17 protein-coding genes are annotated in these 18511 nt (G+C 64.5%); all 17 read right to left on the reverse strand.

Annotation, left to right across the window (positions count from 1 at the left end):
* Positions 1-2: 2 nt before the first annotated feature.
* Positions 3-443, reverse strand: a complete 441-nt coding sequence (locus ACP7BZ_RS20230; protein WP_426116508.1) for a hypothetical protein — start codon at positions 441-443, stop codon at positions 3-5.
* Between the two features lie 5 nt (positions 444-448).
* Entirely contained in the window at positions 449-1078 is a 630-nt protein-coding gene (locus ACP7BZ_RS20235; RefSeq protein ID WP_426116509.1) for an insulinase family protein, read from the reverse strand.
* On the reverse strand, positions 1079-1333 hold the full coding sequence (locus ACP7BZ_RS20240; protein WP_426116511.1) for a hypothetical protein: 255 nt from the start codon (positions 1331-1333) through the stop codon (positions 1079-1081).
* 52 nt (positions 1334-1385) lie between these two features.
* On the reverse strand, positions 1386-1646 hold the full coding sequence (locus ACP7BZ_RS20245) for a hypothetical protein (RefSeq protein ID WP_426116513.1): 261 nt from the start codon (positions 1644-1646) through the stop codon (positions 1386-1388).
* A gap of 62 nt (positions 1647-1708) precedes the next feature.
* Positions 1709-3319 carry a tetratricopeptide repeat protein gene (locus tag ACP7BZ_RS20250; protein WP_426116515.1) on the reverse strand — a complete coding sequence of 537 codons (1611 nt, stop codon included), beginning with the start codon at positions 3317-3319 and terminating at the stop codon, positions 1709-1711.
* Positions 3320-3331: 12 nt separating this feature from the next.
* Complete coding sequence (locus ACP7BZ_RS20255; RefSeq protein ID WP_426116517.1) at positions 3332-5638, reverse strand: putative bifunctional diguanylate cyclase/phosphodiesterase; 2307 nt, start codon at positions 5636-5638, stop codon at positions 3332-3334.
* Between the two features lie 9 nt (positions 5639-5647).
* Positions 5648-7828, reverse strand: coding sequence for an HDOD domain-containing protein (locus ACP7BZ_RS20260; protein WP_426116519.1), 2181 nt, complete (start codon positions 7826-7828; stop codon positions 5648-5650).
* Between the two features lie 223 nt (positions 7829-8051).
* Positions 8052-9323, reverse strand: coding sequence for a multidrug effflux MFS transporter (locus tag ACP7BZ_RS20265; protein ID WP_426116521.1), 1272 nt, complete (start codon positions 9321-9323; stop codon positions 8052-8054).
* 2 nt (positions 9324-9325) lie between these two features.
* Entirely contained in the window at positions 9326-10528 is a 1203-nt protein-coding gene (locus tag ACP7BZ_RS20270) for a THUMP domain-containing class I SAM-dependent RNA methyltransferase (RefSeq protein ID WP_426116523.1), read from the reverse strand.
* Positions 10529-10673: 145 nt separating this feature from the next.
* A complete protein-coding gene (locus ACP7BZ_RS20275) occupies positions 10674-11279 on the reverse strand; it encodes a 2-hydroxychromene-2-carboxylate isomerase (RefSeq protein ID WP_426116525.1) in 606 nt (201 codons plus the stop codon).
* A 10-nt stretch (positions 11280-11289) separates the two neighbouring features.
* Complete coding sequence (locus ACP7BZ_RS20280) at positions 11290-11709, reverse strand: CopD family protein (RefSeq protein ID WP_426116527.1); 420 nt, start codon at positions 11707-11709, stop codon at positions 11290-11292.
* Between the two features lie 15 nt (positions 11710-11724).
* Positions 11725-12996, reverse strand: coding sequence for a glutamate-5-semialdehyde dehydrogenase (locus ACP7BZ_RS20285; RefSeq protein ID WP_426116529.1), 1272 nt, complete (start codon positions 12994-12996; stop codon positions 11725-11727).
* Positions 12997-13042: 46 nt separating this feature from the next.
* On the reverse strand, positions 13043-14056 hold the full coding sequence (gene holA / locus ACP7BZ_RS20290; RefSeq protein ID WP_426116531.1) for a DNA polymerase III subunit delta: 1014 nt from the start codon (positions 14054-14056) through the stop codon (positions 13043-13045).
* Between the two features lie 17 nt (positions 14057-14073).
* On the reverse strand, positions 14074-14601 hold the full coding sequence (gene lptE / locus ACP7BZ_RS20295) for an LPS assembly lipoprotein LptE (protein WP_426116533.1): 528 nt from the start codon (positions 14599-14601) through the stop codon (positions 14074-14076).
* 3 nt (positions 14602-14604) lie between these two features.
* Positions 14605-17247, reverse strand: a complete 2643-nt coding sequence (gene leuS / locus ACP7BZ_RS20300; RefSeq protein WP_426116535.1) for a leucine--tRNA ligase — start codon at positions 17245-17247, stop codon at positions 14605-14607.
* Positions 17248-17344: 97 nt separating this feature from the next.
* A complete protein-coding gene (locus ACP7BZ_RS20305; RefSeq protein WP_426116537.1) occupies positions 17345-17671 on the reverse strand; it encodes a barstar family protein in 327 nt (108 codons plus the stop codon).
* On the reverse strand, positions 17658-18482 hold the full coding sequence (gene dapB, locus ACP7BZ_RS20310) for a 4-hydroxy-tetrahydrodipicolinate reductase (RefSeq protein WP_426116539.1): 825 nt from the start codon (positions 18480-18482) through the stop codon (positions 17658-17660). The genes ACP7BZ_RS20305 and dapB overlap by 14 nt, the downstream gene beginning before the upstream one ends.
* Positions 18483-18511 lie beyond the last annotated feature (29 nt).

The following is an 18511-nucleotide window of genomic DNA, read 5'->3' on the forward strand; positions in this document are numbered from 1 at the left end:
CCTTATTTGGCCTGAGGCTGGGGCCTGCCCTCGCTGTCGAGCAGCACCACCTCGCCCCGGTTGAGCGCGCGCACCGGGGCCTCGATCTTTGCCAGGTCGCCGATGATCAGCCAGGTGATCTGTGCCGGCGCGATGAACCTGGCCGTCGCCGTCGCCAGTTGCGGCGCCGTCAGCAGCCGCAGGCGCGCACCGTAATGCTGCCAGTAGTCGTCGGCCAGGCCCAGGTTCCATGCGGTCAGCGCAGCATTTTCCAGCGCGCCGATGGTGGCAAAGCGGCCCGCCCGGCGCGCCCGCCTGCTGCGCATGATGCTGTCGTATTCGGCGCCGACCAGCGGGCGGGCGCCGGCCAGGCCGGCGATTTCTTTCGCCACTTCGCGCATCGCTTCGCCCGTCTTGTCAGTCTGCACAGGGGCGACAATTTGCAGGGCGCGCTGGCCGCGCACGTCCGTCAGGCGCCCGAAGTGCCATAACTCCAGTGCTTGTCGAGCCGCAGGTTGCGGTTCAGGCGCGACGTCGCCATGCCGCCGAAATTGCTCATCACCGGGTCCATCGCCAGGTCGTCCGGCTGTCCCTGGCGCAGCGACGATTGACCGGCGGCGATGACCGACTGCGGCGCCCCCGGCTTGTCGACCAGATAGATGCGCGCCGGCGCCGTGCGGCCGCCAGCGATGACGCCGCGCGCCACCAGCGCGGTGGGCTGGGCGCGCTCCTGGGCCAGCACCAACTGGTCCTGGGAAAACGCCGGATGCAGGGCGGCGTCGGCCATCAGCGCCAGCGCGGGCAGCAGCCGGCTGCTGCTGGTCTGCAGGCGCAGCACGGAACTGTCGGCGCTGGTGGCGGCGCCAAAGCGGGCGCCGAGCGACTCGAACGCTGCGGCCTGCTGGAAAGCGTTGCGGCTGCGGCTGCCCTTGTCGGTCAATTCGAGCGCCAGCGCCACATGCACCAGCGGCACGCCGTGACGTTCGATCAGCATCACCTTGACGCCATTGCGCAAGGTCGCGCGCAGCACCGGCGGCAGGGCCGGGGCGGCATTCAGATCGTCCATGCTGCCGATGGTCGACCACGAATAGGGGTGCAACTACGGATACATTTTGGCGCTGATTTCATCGCGCACCCGGCCGTACGGCTGGTTTTCGCCCTGGCGCTTTTCGTTCTGCACCACGCCGCGCTCGCGCTCGGGCATCTGCTGCGAGATGTAATTGGCCAGGTAGCCCATGCGGTCCGACTCGAGGTACAGGGTGCGCTCGAGCGCTGCAGTGGGCACATCTTGGAAAAAATTGGTGCGGCCGCTGTCGGTGGTGACGTTGCGGTTGTTGGCGCCAAGGTCGTCCATCGCTTCCCCGAAAACCGTGCGGATAGTTTTCCGAACCGTTGAAGAAGAAGTGTTAGAACAGGTGCGCAAAGCCGGTCTTGCCACGCTTCTCGTTGGGCGAACCGACGTGGTACCAGAGATTGACGCCGACGATGGGCACGGCGTGGTCGTCGTGGACGATCAGGGTCGGGCCGTTCGGCAGCACAAAGCGCTGGTGGACGATGGTATAGGCGGCGCGGTCGAACGCCGGTGGCGGCGCCGCCGCAGCTGCGCCGACGCCGGTCGCGGCGAGCAGGCATAGCAAGGACCAGACAAGCAGCGGACGCCGTTTCATGGGCACGCTGCGATGGGGATGGAAGGCATCGGGCGCGGCCACGGCCACGGCCAGGCGACCGCTCAGGGATGACCGGGCGCCGCCGGCTGTTGCTGCTCGCGTTGATAGCGGGCGCGCTGCCATTCGCTCATGCGGGCGCTGGCCACGCTGGCGTAGCGCTCGGCGCCGGCCACCCCTGCATGGGCGGCGCGCTGCAGCCACATGGTGGCAGCGAGGGCGTCGCTGGCCACGCCCTGGCCGCTGAGGTACATCAGGCCCAGGTTGAACTGCGCGCGCGCGTGTCCCTGGCGGGCGGCCGCCAGATACCAGCCGTGGGCGGCGGCGTAATCGCGCGCCACTCCCTGGCCGGTATCGTGGCGCAGGCCGAGCGCGAACTGCGCCAGCGTGTGGCCCTGTTCGGCCGCCTTGCGGTACCAGTCATAGGCCTGGTCGGCGCCGCCGCTGTCGTCGAGGTCGAACAGCACGCCCACCTTGTACTGGGCGGCGGCGTAATTCTGCTCGGCCGCGCGCAGATACCAGGCCAGCGCGGCGCCCATGTCCTGCTCGACGCCGGTGCCGCTTTCGTAGCACAGGCCAAGGTCGAACTGGGCGCGCAAGTGGCCCTGCTCGGCGGCCTTGCGGTACCAGCTGGCGGCCTGCTCGCAATCGGGATGGACGGCGCCGATGCTGTCGCCGCCCTGGCCGCTGTCGATCAGTTGGCCCAGGTGATATTGGGCGCTGGCGAAACCCTGCACGGCGGCCTTGCGGTACCAGTGGGCGGCGCGGGCGACATTGCGCTCGACTCCCTGGCCATATTCGTGGCGCAGGCCGAGGTTGTCCTGGGCGCCGGCGTGGCCCTGGTCGGCAGCCTTGCGGAACCAGCCCAGCGCTGCTGCTTCATCGCGGTCGACGCCCTGGCCCTGATCGAACAGCAAACCCAGATTGAACTGCGAACTGGCGTGGCCCTGCTCGGCGGCCTTGCGGTACCAGGACACCGCCTTGCCGATATCGGCAGCGACATCCTCGCCCTGTTCGTAGCGCAGTGCCAGATTGAACTGGGCGGCGGCATAACCCTGCTCGGCCGCCTTGCGAAACCACGACAGCGCCTGGCCGCTGTCGTGCTGCACGCCCTGGCCGTTGGCATAGCGCAGACCGAGATTGAACTGCGCCCGCGCATAGCCCTGCTCGGCCGCCTTGCGGTACCAGGCGATCGCCTGTTTAAAATCCTGCGGTACGCCCTTGCCGTTTTCGTACATCATGCCGAGGTTGTTTTGCGCACCCGGATCGCCCTGGCTGGCGGCCTGACTGAACCAGTGCATGGCCTGGTGGACGTCGACTGCCACGCCTTGCCCCTTGGCATACAGCCAGCCCAGGTTGTACTGGGCGGCGGCGTAATCCTGTTCGGCGGCGCGCTGGTACCAGACCAGCGCCTGCTGAAAATCCTGGCCGACGCCCTGCCCCTTCTGGTACATGACGCCGAGGTTGTACTGCGCCTGTTCCAGCCCGGCGGTGGCCGCCAGCCGGTACCAGGCCACCGCCAGCTCGAAATTTTGCGGCACGCCCTGGCCATTGACGTACATGTAGCCGAGCGAATGCTGGGCGCTGGCCACACCCCGTTCAGCGAGTGCCTTGACGCGCAAGAATTCCGCCGTGTGGCGGCTATCGGGGCGCGCCGGCGCCACGGGATGGGGCATGGCCGGCGTCATTTACAGGACGGGCAGGACGACGAAATCGGGCTGTGCCGGCGGCAGTGCCGTCCTGGCGGCGCTATCCTGCTCGCCGAGCAGGCCGATGAAATTCGACAGCGCGATCGGCCGGTGATACAGGTAACCCTGCATGGTCAGGCAGCCATTCGACTTCAGGTAGCGCGCCTGCACGTCGGTTTCGACCCCTTCGGCGATCAGGTGCAGGCCGAGGCCGCGGGCGATCGAGATGATCGCCAGGATCACCGGATAGTGACCATGTTCGTCGTGGATCTCCTTGACGAAGGACTGGTCGATCTTGATCGTATGGATGGGGAAGCGGTGCAGGTACGACAGCGACGAATAGCCGGTGCCGAAATCATCAATGGCCACCGACACTCCCAGCTGGCACAGTTTATTGAGCTGCTCGATGGCGTACTGGGGATTGCGGATGCAGATGTTCTCGGTGATTTCCACTTCGATCTGCGCCGGCGAAATGCCGTAGCGGACCAGGGCGCCACGCATCTTCTCGAAAAAATCGCCGCGGTCGAGATATTGCGGCGACAGGTTCAGCGACAGGCGAATCGCCTGGTTGCCGCTGGCATTCCATTGCAGCATATCGCGGCACAGCGCGCCGATCATCCAGTCCGAGATCGGCAGCATCAAGCCATTTTCTTCGGCGAACGGTAAAAATTCACCGGCCGTGAGCAGCCCGCGCACCGGATGGTTCCAGCGCATCAGCCCCTCGGCACCGATGATGCGGCCGGTGATGCAATCGATCTGCGGCTGGTAATGCATCTCCAGCTCGTTCTGCTCGAGCGCCTTGCGCAGGCTTTGCTCGAGGGCGATCTTTTGGTGCGAGACGTCGAGCATCGAGTTGTGATAAAAACTGTGGCCGTTCTTGCCCAGCGCCTTGACCTGGTACATGGCGATGTCGGCATGGCGCAGCAGCTCGTCGATCGATTCGCCATCGGTCGGATAGATGGCGATACCGATCGAGGCCGAGATGTGCACTTCGTGGCCATCGAGGTCGAATGGCTTTTGCAGGCATTCGAGGAATTTGTCGGCGATGTGCTTGGCGTCTTCGCGGTCGCGCAGTTCCGGCAGCACGATGGTAAATTCATCGCCGCCCTGGCGCGCCAGGGTGTCGCCGCGGCGCAGGCACTCTTTCAGGCGCACCGAGGCCTGCTGCAGCAGCTCGTCGCCCTTGACGTGGCCAAGCGTGTCGTTGACCAGTTTAAAGCGGTCGAGATCGATGAACATCACCGCCAGTTCCGTCATCTTGCGCTTGGCCTGGATCACGGCCAGTCCCAGGCGGTCCTTGAACAGCATGCGGTTGGGCAGATCGGTGAGGATGTCGTGGTAGGCCTGGTACGAGATCAGCTCTTCGGCGCGCTTGCGGTCGGTGATGTCGCGTGCCACGCCGTAGGTGCCGAAAAACTCCAGGCGCGTCACTTCGTTATCGGGAATGTGCATGCCGATCGAATTGAGCGAGATCGTCATCAGGGTGTTGTTGAAAGTGCGGTCGGCGCTGCCGCCGGCATGGCACTTCAGGCGCAGTTCGACATTGCGCGAGGCGCGTTCGTCGACGCGGCGCTCGTTAAATGCGTAGCGCGCGCGCTCGAGATCTTCTTCGTGCACCAGGATCGAGTAATGCTTGCCGATCAAATCGTCGCGCGAAAACCCCAGCAGCTGGTAGGCGCGGTCGTTCACAAACGTGAAGCGGCCTTCGTGGTTGAGCGTGTAGATGATGTCGGGCGAACTGTCGACCAGGTAGCGGTACAGCTTTTCCGAGTTTTCCAGCTGCGAGGCGATGTGCAGGTTGGCAGCGGCCAGGCGGCGCTGCTGCAGCGCGTTGCCGACCGTCTTGAGCAGCTCTTCGCGGCTGTACGGCTTGCGCAAATAATCGTAGGCGCCCCGTTTTAAGGCGCCGATGGCGGCATCGATGCCCACTTCGCCGCTCATGACGATGACGTCGGCGTCGAAGCCCTTCTGGTTGATGAAGTCCATGATGTCATGGCCGCTCATGTCGGGCAGGCGCAGGTCCAGCAGCACCAGGTCGAAGCGGGTTTTTTCCAGATGCGCCAGGGCGTCGGCGCCGCAGGCGGCAGTAAACAAATGGTAGTCGCGGTCGCGCAGCAGCTCGTAGAGCGACGACAGCAGGCGCGGCTCGTCGTCGACCAGCAGGATGCGCGGCAGGTCCTTGCCGGCGCGTTCGGCGTGCAGCGCCGGAGGAGACGACGATGGCGACGACGACGGAACCGCAGCGTCGGCAACTGCAGCCAGATTGGTGAAGGCGTTCATGGTGGGAGTGAAGTTAGCGTTGCTCATCGGCCGGCCCTAGTCCATCGACCGTGAACGGGGCCCGGCGGCGGCGCCCGCGGGCGCCCGCGCAGGCAGCAAAATTTCAAAGCTGGTGCCGGCGGCGCCACTGCGGCAGCTGATGATGCCGCCGATTTTCTTGACCAGCCCGTGCACGATCGACAGGCCGAGGCCATGGTGCTTGCCTTCCTTGGCGCTGCGTACCGGGGAAAACAGATTGGTCAGCACCTCCTGCGACATGCCGGGGCCGTTGTCGCTCACCACCAGGTCGACGTACAGGGTGCGCTCGCGCACCACGTGGCCGCGGTTGACGATATCGATCTTGCCATGGCTGCCGATCGCTTCGATGGCGTTTTTGACCAGATTGACCAGGATCTGCTTGAGCACATCGGCGTCGCCATCGATTTCGGCGCCGGCATCGGGCATGTTGACTGCCATCGCCACGCCGGCCGGCACGAAGTCGGTGGCGCGAAACAGCCGCAGCACATCATCGGCGACGCGGGCGACATTGGTGGCACCGGTGGTGGCTGTCGGCTGCAGGTCAGCCAGGCCATTGATCAACTGGCCGACGCGGTCGATTTCTTCATTGAGGATCGACATTTCGCCGACCACCGGCTCGCGCCGCGCCAGCTTGTTGTCCAACACGCTCAGATAGTTCTTGATGATCGATAACGGGTTGTTCACTTCATGGACCACGCGGCGCGACGCTTCGCGGTATTCCTCGGCGGCGTGGGCCAGCTGGCGGTGCGCCTGGCCACGTTCGGCCAGCGCCGCTTCCAGCGCGGTGGCCGCCTGGGCGCCAAAGGCTTGCATGAAACGCTCGCGCTTCTGGCAGGCCGGCACCTGCCAGGCGCCCAGGCCACCGACCATCACGCCCAGCGAGCGGCCGCCGGCGACCAGCGGCACGCACACCAGGCTGTCGGTGCCCAGCAGGCGAAACAGCTGTTCTTCGGCCAGCCCCAACGACTGCGCGTCGCGCTTGACGAAGGCGGGCTTCTTGGCCAGCGCGGCGGCGGCAACGGCGCCACCGCGGTTGAGCGGAATCGAGAATTCGGCGATGCGCTGCTGGCCACCGGCAGCCATGCCCACCAGCGCATGGCCGGTGGGATTTTCCAGCAGGATGACGGCATTGTCGAAGTCGAACAGGATGCGCGCCGAACGCGTCATCGATTCGAGCAGGTTCGCTTCGCCCTGCTGGCGGGCGAAATTCTGTCCCACTTCCGACACCAGCACCAGGTTGCGCACTTCTTCGGAGAGGCGCTGGCGCACCGGATCGGCCGGCGGCGCATAGGCCGGCGGCGTTGGGGCGTCGTCGGCGCCGGTCAGGTCGATGCCCAGGTGGGTCGCCGATTTTTCCACCTGGCGGGCGGCAGCGGCGGCAATCGCCAGCACGTCATCGACGCCAAGGCCGCACAGGGCGGCGCCGGCGGCGATGATGGCATCGCTGTCATCCTGCCCATCCTGCGCATCCTGATCCTCCTGATCGTCCTGATCGTCAAGGTGGCCCAACAGGTGCGCCAGCCGCACAATGCGGATCAAGGGATGGGCCGCTTCGAGCCGTTCGATCGGCTCGTGGTGGTACAGCACCGAGTCGGCCAGGAAGGAATCGAGGTGCCAGCGTTCGATCAGCCAGGCGCCCGCTTCCGAGTGGGTAATTTGCAGCGTGCGCTGTTCGACCGCGCACAGCGCGGCATCGTCGCGCGCGGTGAAATTGAAGGCATATTCTTTCGGCGCCGTGGCCAGCAGGGCCAGTCGGCCGACATTGTGCAGCAGGCCCGCCAGATAGGCTTCCTCGACATGCGGGTAATCGATGCGCTTGGCGACATCGCGGGCAATCACGGCGGCGGTCAGCGAGCTTTTCCAGAAGCCGCGCAGATCGGTGCTGCCCGAATGGGGGAAGCTGCTAAAGGTCTGGAACACCGATTCGCTGATCACCAGCGTCTTGATCATGTCGGTACCGAGCGCCATCAGGGCCGGCTCCAGGCCCACCTGGCGATGCACGCGGTGGTAGGCCGAACTGTTGGCGACGGCCAGGATTTTGGCCGTCATGCCCGCATCATTGGCGATCAGCGCGGCCAGTTCGGCCATGCCTAGGTCGTCGGCCTGCAAGTGCTCGAGCAGCTTGATGAGGATCTGCGGCATGGCCGGCAGACGGGCAATCAACAGGCGATTGCGAATATCGTGGTCTGTTTGCTGCATTGTCTCAGGCATGCCGCCAGTTATCGTAGGGTCGTTTCAGGTGGCTGACAGGGTCCAGGCAGCCACGACTTTTTTGTAAATACATGCCGGTCACAGCGCGGCTTTTTGCGTTGACGGAGTACTTAACACAACGATATTAGCATATATACACAAACTTTCTATTTGGCATTACTAATTTCATGGTTTTTGTGGTGTTTCACGCATCAAATTATTTTCGGCAATCTTATTGTCTCGAAAGCATGCGTCTGTAAATACGGGAAAGCACCCACAAGGCCAGCGCCAGGCCGCAAAAGCCCAGCTGTCCCAGCGCCAGCCACAGCACCGAGTGCGACAGGAAGGGCGCGATCACGCCAGCGACCAGCGCGCCCAGCAGGGTCACTGCAAACGACTGGCACGACGCCACCGTGCCGCGGATATGGGGGAACAGGTCGAGCGTGAGCAGGGTGGCGCCCGGTGCCACCATCGACATGCCGAAGGTATAGAAAAACATCGGCAGCACGCTCCACGGCAGCGCCGGCGGAAAATTCAGGTGGTACAGCACATTGACGCTGGCGGCGGTCAGCAGGAAGCAAAAGCCGATGCCGATCTGGCGTGCAAAGCCGATGCGGCCGGCGAAGCGGTTGGCCGCCAGCGCGCCGAGGAAAATCCCGGAGACGGTGGGCACGAACAGCCAGCCGAACTGGTCGGGGCCGAGGTGCAGGTGCTGGGGCAGCATCACCGGGGCGGCGGTGATGAACAGGAACAGGCCGGCGAAATTGCAGGCGATGACGCCCGATTTTAAGTGGAACAGCGGCGACTTGAAGATGGCGGCGTAATTGCGCGCCAGGTAGGCCGGATTGAAAGCCTGGCGCTGGGCCACCGGCAGCGTCTCGGGCAGGTAGCGCCAGCACACCCAGAACAGCAGGACGGTATAGACGGTGAGGAAGTGAAAGATCATGCGCCAGTCGGTGTACTTGACGATCAGGCCGCCCAGCACCGGCGCCACTGCCGGCGCGATCGAAAAGATCATCGTCACCAGCGACAGCAGGCGCGCCGCCGGCGCATCGGTGTACAAATCGCGGATGATGGCGCGGCCGATCACCACGCCGGCGCCGGCCGACACCCCCTGCATGATGCGAAACACCCACAGGTACTGGACCGAGTGCGATGCCGCGCAGCCGAAGGTGGCGACGGCGAACACGATCAGCGCCACCAGGATGACGTTGCGGCGACCAAACGCATCGGCCAGCGCGCCGTGCCACAGCACCATGCCGGCAAACGCCAGCATGTAGGCCGACAGCGTTTGCTGCACCTCGATCGGGGTGGCGCGCAGGTCGGCCTCGATGTTGGGAAACGCCGGCAGGTAGGCGTCGATCGAGAACGGCCCCAGCATCGACAGCGCGGCCAGCAGCATGGCCAGCGCGCTTGCGCCCAGCAGGGCGATGCGGTGCACCGGTGGCAGCGGCACCGGCACCACCGGGTCTTTCGGCAAGGCGGCAGGTGGTTCGGGGAACATGCTCAGACCTGCTTGGGTTTGGCCTCTTCGCGGCGGTTGTAGCCGGCCACCATATCGAAGCGGAACAGGCGGCATTCGAGGGCGCCGTTGAAGAACGGTGTTTTGCGCGCTTCTTTCAGGCGCAGCAGCTTGGGCAGCGACAGGTCGGCAGTAAACAGGAACACCGTCCAGCCGGCGAAGCGCTGTTTCAAGGTGGTGCCCAGCGAACTATAAAACGCCTGCGCCATGTCGTCGGGCGCCATGCTGCTGTCGCCGCGCACGCCGATCCGTTCGCCGTACGGCGGGTTGGTCAGCAGGATGCCGGGGTGTTCGGTGGGCGGCTTGACTTCCTGCGCTTCGATCTGCTTGAGCGGGATGTCGAACTCGATACCGGCCACTTTCAGGTTGTGGCGCGTCATGGCAACCATGTCGCCGGAGATGTCGCTGCCGAAAATGGTCGGCTCCGCCGGCAGCGGATGGGTCTTGACGGCGTCCTTCATGGCCTGCCACGGCGCCTCTTTAAAATCGTTGAATTTCTCAAAAGCGAAGCTGCGGCGGGCACCGGGGGCGATGCCCCGCACCATCTGCGCCGCTTCGATGAGGATGGTGCCGGAGCCGCACATGGGATCGAACAGCACGGTGCCCGGCTTCCAGCCCGCCACCCGCAACATGCCGGCGGCGAGGTTTTCGCGCAGCGGGGCGTCGCCCGTTTCTTCACGCCAGCCGCGCTTGAACAGCGCTTCGCCGGACGTGTCGATATAGATCGTAAAGTTGCGCTGGTCGAGGAAGCCGACGATGCGGATGTCGGGCGCGCGGGTGTCGACCGAGGGACGCTTGTCGAACTGGTCGCGGAAACGGTCGCAGACGGCGTCCTTGATTTTAAGGGTGGTAAATTCGAGGCTGCGCAGGGGCGACTTGACGGCGGTGACGTCGACCCGGATGGTGTGATCGACGCCGAACCAGTCTTCCCATGGCTGCGCCAGCACCAAATCATATATATCGTTTTCATTGGCGTAGCTCGACTGCGCCATGCGCAGCAGCACGCGCGAAGCGATGCGCGAGTGCAGGTTCATCAGGTAAGTGTCGAGCAGGTGGCCGGAGGCGTGCACGCCGCCCGGCACCTGGTTGTGCACCTTCATGGTGGTCGACAGCTGGGCGATTTCGCCCAGTTCTTCGGCGAGCGCCGCTTCCATGCCGCGCGGGCAAGGACAAAAAAATGAGGCCATCAGGGGTACCCTTAATCCGTTAATTACGATGAGATGATGGCAGGGCGCCTGCGCCCTGCCGTGTGTAGTACAAAGAAAAACTGCGAGGAAAACTGCAAAAAAAACTGCAAAAAACTGCAAAAAACTGCGCCGTACCGCGTCAGTTCTACAACCTGGCCAGCGCCCGCTCGACAAAATCGAGCCGGTCCTGGCCCCAGAAGCCTTCACCGTCGACCACATACCAGGGCGCGCCGAACACATTGGCGGCGAGGGCGTCGTCGGTATTTTTTTCGTACTCGGCCAGCACGCCCGCCGTATGCGACGACTTGACCAGCATGGCGCCATCGAAACCGCAGGCGCTGGCGATGTGCGCCAGGGTGGCATCATCGGCGATGTTTTTATCGTCAGCCCACAGGCCGTGCATGATGGCGCCGGCCAGTTCGAGCGCCGCTTCGCCACCGAGGCTGGTGCGGGCGGCGATGATCAGGCGCGCGCTGGCGTCTGGCGGCACCGGGAAAAAGCTCGGCTGCAGTTTCAACGGCAAATTCAGGTGCGCCGACCAGCGCGCCAGCTCGGTGAGCCGGTAGGCTTGCCGCTGCGGCGAGCGCTTGCCCAGCGGCAGACCGCCGGAGGCAGCAAACACCCGGCCCATATCGCACGGTTTGAGGTCGATGCGGACACCGGCCGCCCTGGCCATGGCGACGAAACGCCCGTGGCCCAGGTAAGTCCAGGGCGAATGCGGCGCCATGTAGTAGATGGTGGTGTTGGACATGGCGGCTCCCTCAGAATGGTTGGACGACCACCAGGATGGTGATCGCAGTGAGCAAAATGACTGGCACTTCATTGAACCAGCGGAACCAGACATGCGAGCGGTTCGGTCGCGCCGCCCCGCCCTGTTCGAATTTCTTCAGCAGCGAACCGCAGGCGTGGTGATAGCCGATCGCCAGCACCACCAGCGCCAGCTTGGCATGCAGCCAGCCGCCCTTGAAACCGTAGCCCAGCCACAGCCAGATCCCCAGCAGCAGCGCTGGCCCCATCAGAATCGACGTAAAACGGTACAGCTTACGCGCCATCAGCAGCAGGCGCGCGGTCGCCGTCGGGTCGGTTTCCAGCGCCAGATTGACAAAAATGCGCGGCAAATAAAACAGGCCGGCGAACCAGGAAGCGATGAAGACGATGTGGAAGGCTTTAATCCAGAGCATGGCAATCCCTTGAGGTCAAACGCGTACCTGGCCGTGGCCAAATACGATGTATTTCAGTGAGGTCAAACCCTCGAGGCCGACCGGCCCGCGCGCATGCAGCTTGTCGTTGGAAATGCCGATCTCGGCGCCCAGGCCATATTCAAAGCCGTCGGCAAAGCGGGTCGAGGCATTGACCATGACGGAGGCCGAATCGACTTCGCGCAAAAAGCGCAGGGCGTCGCTGTAGTCTTCGGTGATGATGGCGTCGGTGTGGTGCGACGACCAGGTGTTGATGTGATCAATCGCCGCGTCCAGACCGTCGACAGTCTTGATGGCAAGGATGGGCGCGAGGTATTCGGTGGCCCAGTCTTGTTCGACGGCGGCAGTTAAGTGCGGATAGCTGGCCGCCTGCAGAATCGCCAGCGCGGTGGGGTCGGCGCGCAGCTCGACACCGTGCTCCTGGTAGAGCGGCGCCAGCAGCGGCAGCACCGAGGCGGCGATGGCGCGGTCGACCAGCAGCGTTTCCATGGTGTTGCAGGTGCCGTAGCGGTGGCACTTGGCGTTGACCGCTACCGGCAGCGCTTTCTCCAGATCGGCCTTGGCGTCGATGTAGACGTGGCAGATGCCGTCGAGGTGCTTGATCATCGGTACCGTCGCTTCCCTGATCAAGCGTTCGATCAAACCCTTGCCGCCGCGCGGGACGATGACGTCGACGTACTGCGGCATGGTGATGAGGGCGCCAACGGCGGCTCGGTCGACGGTGTCGACGATCTGCACGCCGTGCGCTGGCAAGCCGGCCCCCAATAAACCCTCGGCGACGATGGCAGCGAGCGCGCGGTTGCAGTGGATCGCTTCCGAGCCGCCCCGTAAAATCGTGGCGTTACCGCTCTTGATGCACAGGCCGGCGGCATCGACCGTGACGTTCGGCCGCGCTTCGTAGATGATGCCGATGACGCCCAGCGGCACCCGCATCTGCCCCACCTGGATGCCGCTGGGGCGAAATTTCATGTTGCTGATCTCGCCGATGGGGTCGGGCAGCGCCACCATCTGGCGCAAGCCTTCGACCATGGTGGCGATCGCCTTGGCCGACAGGGCCAGCCGCTCGACCATGGCCGCTGCCAGCCCGGCCGCGTGGGCGGCGTCGAGGTCGCGCTGGTTGGCTGCCTGCAGCAGGGCGGCGTCGCGCTCGACGGCGGCGGCGATCAACAGCAGCGCGCGGTTGCGGGTGGCGGTGTCGGCGCGCGCCATGGCACGCGAGGCGCTCCTGGCCTGGCGGCCCACCTGTTCCATGTAATCGGGGATGTTCATCTGGCGGCTCACTTTATGTAATCATCGGGTGGGAGCGGTGCGGCGCTCAGCGCGCCACCGCCAGGGCCAGCTGCAGCATGGCATCCCAGGCGTCGCCGGCGAAGGCGCGCGCGCGCAAACCCTTGACCAGGCGGTCGACCTGGGCAGCGTCCTGCAAGGCTTGCTCGAGGGTGGCCAGGGAGAGGCGCCGCAAGGCCGGCTCCATCAGCCGCTCGCGCGGGCCCCAGATGCGCTGTTCCTTGAGCAGTGCGCCCAGCGGGCGGCCCTGCGCCATCGCCGCCTTCAATTTTAGCAGCGTGCGGATTTCTTCGGCCACCGCCCACAACACCAGCGGCAGCGCTTCGCCCTCGCCCTTCAGGCCTTCCAGCATGCGCACCAGGCGCGCGCAGTCGCCCGCCAGCATCGCTTCGGACAATTTAAAAACGTCGTAGCGGGCGACGTTGAGCACCGCATCGTGGATCTGCTGAAAACTCAGTTTGCCGGCATCGTGCAGCAGCCCCAGTTTCAAAATTTCCTGGTGCGCCGCCAGCAGATTGCCCTCGACACGCTCGGCGATGAAATCGAGCCCCTGGCGGTCAGCCGACTGGCCCTGCGCCGCCAGCCGCGTGCTGATCCAGCCTGGCAGGGCGGTTCTCTCGACGATGGGGATGTCGATGTAGACGGCAGCCTGCTGCAGGGCGCCGACCCAGGCCGCCTTGGCGGTTTGCCAGTCGAGCTTCGGCAGGGTGATCAGGGTCAGGTTGTCGGGGCTGAGGTCTTTGGCATACGCCTGCAGCGCGGCGCCGCCCTCCTTGCCCGGTTTGCCGGTGGGGATGCGCAGCTCGATCAGCTTCTTGTCGCCGAATAGCGACAGGGCCTGGTTGGCCGCCAGCAGCTCGCCCCATTTGAAGGTGCGCTCGACGGTGAGGACATCACGCTCGCTGTAGCCACTGGCACGGGCGGCGCGGCGGATGCGGTCAGCCGCCTCCAGCGCCAGCAGGTGCTCGTCACTGCTGATGACGTACAGCGGCGCGACGGTCTTGGCGAGATGGGCGTCGAGGGCATCGACCCGAAGCTGCATGGGGGGACCTTGTTGCCTTATTGGGGCGCGATGGCCGTCAGCCGGCGCAGGATCTGCTGCACCAGGTCGGACTGCATGTCGCGGTACAGCAGCACTTCTTCCGATTCCTTCGCCAGCGTCTGGTTTTCATTGAAGGCGATCGAGCGCTTCAGGCTGATTTCGGTGGGACCGAGCAGCTCGCCATCCTTGCTGTCGCGGACTTTAAACACCAGCACATAGGTGAGCAGGTATTCGCGCACGCGACCCTGGCTGTTGAGCGACAGGATCACCTTGCCGCGCGTCTCCGAGACGACATCGACTTTCGCCTCGGCGCCGATGGCGCTGTCGACGACGGTGATGCCTTCGAGGCCGCGCAGATTGCGGCGCAGTTCCACCCCCAGCGCCGAGGAGGGGGCAAACCCCAGATAAATCGTGTGGAAGGGGATGCGGTACTGGCCGTTCGAGCCGCGCGGTTTGAAACCGCAGGCGCTCAGGGCCGCCGCCAGCGACAGCGCCAGTAACAGCGCAGCGCCCGCGCGCGCCAGGTTCGAACGGAGCATCGTCATCGCTTAGACCACAATATTAATGAGTTTATTTGGCACGACGATCACCTTTTTCGGTACCGCCCCGTCCATGAAGCGCACGGCGGGCTCGCTGGCCAGCGCCAGCGCTTCGATGGCCGCCTTGTCGGCGCCCTTCGGCACCAGCACCGCGCCGCGCAGCTTGCCGTTCACCTGCACCATCATCTCGATCTCGGACTGCTCGAGCGCGACCGGGTCGACCTGCGGCCAGCTGGCGTCGAGGATGTCGCCGTCGCGCGCGCCAAAGCCCAGTTCCTGCCACAGCACGTGGGTGATGTGGGGCGCCACCGGATTGAGTACTCGGAGAAAAATCGACAAGCCTTCGGCGATGACGGCACTGGACGCATTGCTGTCCTCGAGCCTGGCCGATTCGAGCAGGTTGAGCATCTTCATGCAGGCCGAGACCACCGTGTTGTACTGGATCCGTTTCAGATCGTAGTCGGCTTGCTGGAGGATTTTATGCAGTTCGCGGCGCACGGTTTTCTGGGCGTCGTTGAAACCATCCTGCGACGGCGTGGCCAGCTCGAGAGCGACCTTCGGCGCCTGTGCATGCGCGTACGCCCACACGCGGCGCAGGAAGCGGCTGGCGCCTTCGACGCCGCTGTCGGACCATTCGAGCGTTTGCTCGGGGGGCGAAGCGAACATGGTAAACAGGCGCGCGGTGTCGGCGCCATACTGGCCGATCTGCGCCTGCGGGTCGATGCCGTTGTTCTTCGACTTCGACATTTTTTCGGTGCCGCCAATGTCGACCGGCGCACCATCGAGCTTCGACACGGCCGATTGCGGGCGGCCCTTGTCGTCCATGACCAGCTCGACATCGGCTGGATTGAACCAGGTTTTTTTGCCGGCGTCGTCGCGATAGTAGGTTTCGTTGAGCACCATGCCCTGGGTGAGCAGGTTGGTGAAGGGCTCGTCGAATTTGACCAGGCCCATGTCGCGCATGATCTTGGTCCAGAAGCGCGCGTACAGCAGGTGCATGACGGCGTGTTCGATGCCGCCGATGTACTGGTCCATCGGCATCCAGTAATCGTTGCGCTCGTCGACCATGGCATCGTTCGCGCCCGGCGAGGTATAGCGCATGTAGTACCACGACGAATCGACGAAGGTGTCCATGGTGTCGGTCTCGCGGCGCGCCGGCTTGCCGCACTGCGGGCAGTCGCACTGCAGGAAGGCTTCGTACTTGTTGAGCGGGTTGCCGCTGCCGTCGGGGACGCAGTCTTCCGGCAGCACGACCGGCAAATCGCTTTCCGGCACCGCCACCGCGCCGCAGTCGGCGCAATTGATCATCGGGATCGGCGTGCCCCAGTAGCGCTGGCGCGAAATGCCCCAGTCACGCAGGCGGAAGGTGACCTTCTTTTCACCGAGGCCCCGTTCAACGAGGTCGCCGGCAATCGCATTGATGGCCGAGGTGTAGTCGAGGCCATCGTATTTGCCGGAGTGGACCAGCACGCCGCGTTCCTTGTCGCCGTACCACTCCTGCCAGCCCGCCAGCGAGAAGCTCTCGCCTTCGATGGCGACCACCTGCTTGATCGGCAGCGCGTATTTGGTGGCGAACAAAAAGTCACGCTCGTCGTGCGCCGGCACGCCCATCACGGCGCCGTCGCCGTAGGTGATCAGGACGTAATTGCCGACCCAGACTTCGATCTGCGCGCCGGTGATCGGGTGGGTGACGAACAGGCCGGTGGGCATGCCCTTCTTTTCCATGGTCGCCATGTCCGCTTCGATGACCGAACCGAGCTTACAGTCGGCGATGAAGGCGGCCAGCGCCGGGTTGGCCGCTGCCGCGTGGGCGGCCAGTGCGTGCTCGGGGGCGACGGCGCAAAAGGTCACGCCCATGATGGTGTCGGCGCGGGTGGTAAACACGAACAGCTTGCCGTCGTCGATCAGGGCGCCGTCGGCGGCCGCGATGGTGTGCGGGAAGGCGAAGCGCACGCCCACCGATTTACCGATCCAGTTGGCCTGCATGACGCGCACGCGCTCGGGCCAGCCGGGCAGCTTGTTGTCGACGTAATCGAGCAGCTCTTCGGCGTAGTCGGTGATGCGCGCGTAGTACATGGGGATTTCGCGCTTTTCAATCGGCGCGCCCGAACGCCAGCCGCGGCCGTCGACCACCTGCTCGTTGGCCAGCACGGTCTGGTCGATCGGGTCCCAGTTGACGGTACCGGTCTTTTTGTAGATGACGCCCTTTTCCAGCATCTTGAGGAACATCCACTGGTTCCACTTGTAGTACTCGGGGGTGCAGGCAGTCATTTCGCGCGACCAGTCGATCGCCAGGCCCATCGATTCCATCTGCTGGCGCATGTGGGCGATGTTCGAATAGGTCCACTGGGCCGGCGGCACCTTGTTTTGCATGGCGGCGTTTTCCGCCGGCATGCCGAAGGCATCCCAGCCCATCGGCATGAGGACGTTGTAGCCATTCATGCGCAGGTAGCGGTACATCACGTCGTTGATCGTATAGTTGCGCACGTGCCCCATGTGCAGCTTGCCGGATGGATAAGGCAGCATCGAGCAAGCGTAGTACTTGCCCTTGGGGAAACGCGGGTCGTGTTCGACCGCCCGGTAGGCGTCGATCGCCTTCCAGTGCGATTGGGCGGCTAGTTCGACGTCGGCGGGACTATATTTATCTTGCATGATGATCAAAGGGCCAGGAATGTTGGTTTGAACCGAACATTATACTGGCTGGCGGCAGCTGCCGGCCGGAATTGACCCAGCCAGTGAGCCAACCGGCCTAGCGCAGCACCAGCTTGAGTGCTGGCAGTTCGCCATAATCGGCGTAGCGCTCGTTGATGCCGGCCACGCAATAGGTGATTTCTTCGAGCAGTTCGGGCAGGCGCGCCTTGAAACCGGCGCCGTCGAGAATGACGATCTCCAGCATTTCCTTGGGAAACAGGCGGAATTTGCTCATGCCATCGGCATCGCGCAGATAGCTGAGGCAATCGATCCAGCCATCGAAGCTGTGGCTGTAGTTATCGGGAAAGCCGAACGCGGCCTGCGAGGCGGCGTGGAAGGCGGCCACGCTGTCGATGGCGGCGCCGTTCAGTTCAGCGGAGGCCATGGCCATCCTTTAGATTGAGTACGTCTTGCATGTCGAACAGACCGCTTTGCTTGTCGGCCAGGAAGCGCGCCGCGCGCAGGGCGCCGTGGGCATAGGTGACGCGGCTCGACGATTTGTGGCTGATTTCGATGCGCTCGCCATCGCCCGCGAACAGCACCGTGTGGTCGCCCACGATATCGCCACCGCGGATGGTGGCAAAGCCGATGGTGGACGGGTCACGCGCGCCGGTGACGCCTTCGCGGCCGTAGACGGCGCAGGTGGCCAGATCGCGCCCGAGCGCGTCGGCAATCACCTCGCCCATCTTGAGGGCGGTGCCGGACGGCGCGTCGACCTTGTGGCGGTGGTGCGCTTCGACGATTTCGATGTCGTAGCCTTCACTAAAACTGTTGGCCGCCATTTCCAGCAGTTTGAGGGTGACGTTGACGCCCACGCTCATGTTGGGGGCAAACACGATGGCGGTTTTTTGAGCAGCAGCGGCAATGGCCGCCTTGCCCGCGTCATCGAAGCCGGTGGTGCCGATCACCATGGCAATGCCGTGCTCGGCGCAATAGGCGAGGTGGGCCAGCGTGCCTTCGGGACGGGTGAAATCGATCAGTACGCGGGCGCCGGTCAAGGCGGCAGCCAGGTCGGCGCCGATGGCAACGCCCGCCGGGCGGCCGAGGAAGGCGGCGGCGTCCTGACCGAGGCCAGCGGCACCGGCAACATCGAGCGCGCCGCTGAGCACAGTGTCGGCGGCCTGGTCGATCGCTTCGATCAGCATTTTGCCCATGCGCCCGCTGGCGCCGGCGACGGCAATGGAAAGTCGGTTCATGCTGGCTTTGTACTTGGTGGATGCTTGCT

Origin of the sequence: Massilia sp. PWRC2 (assembly GCF_049896725.1) — a bacterium.
Lineage (GTDB): Bacteria > Pseudomonadota > Gammaproteobacteria > Burkholderiales > Burkholderiaceae_D > JAFCUW01.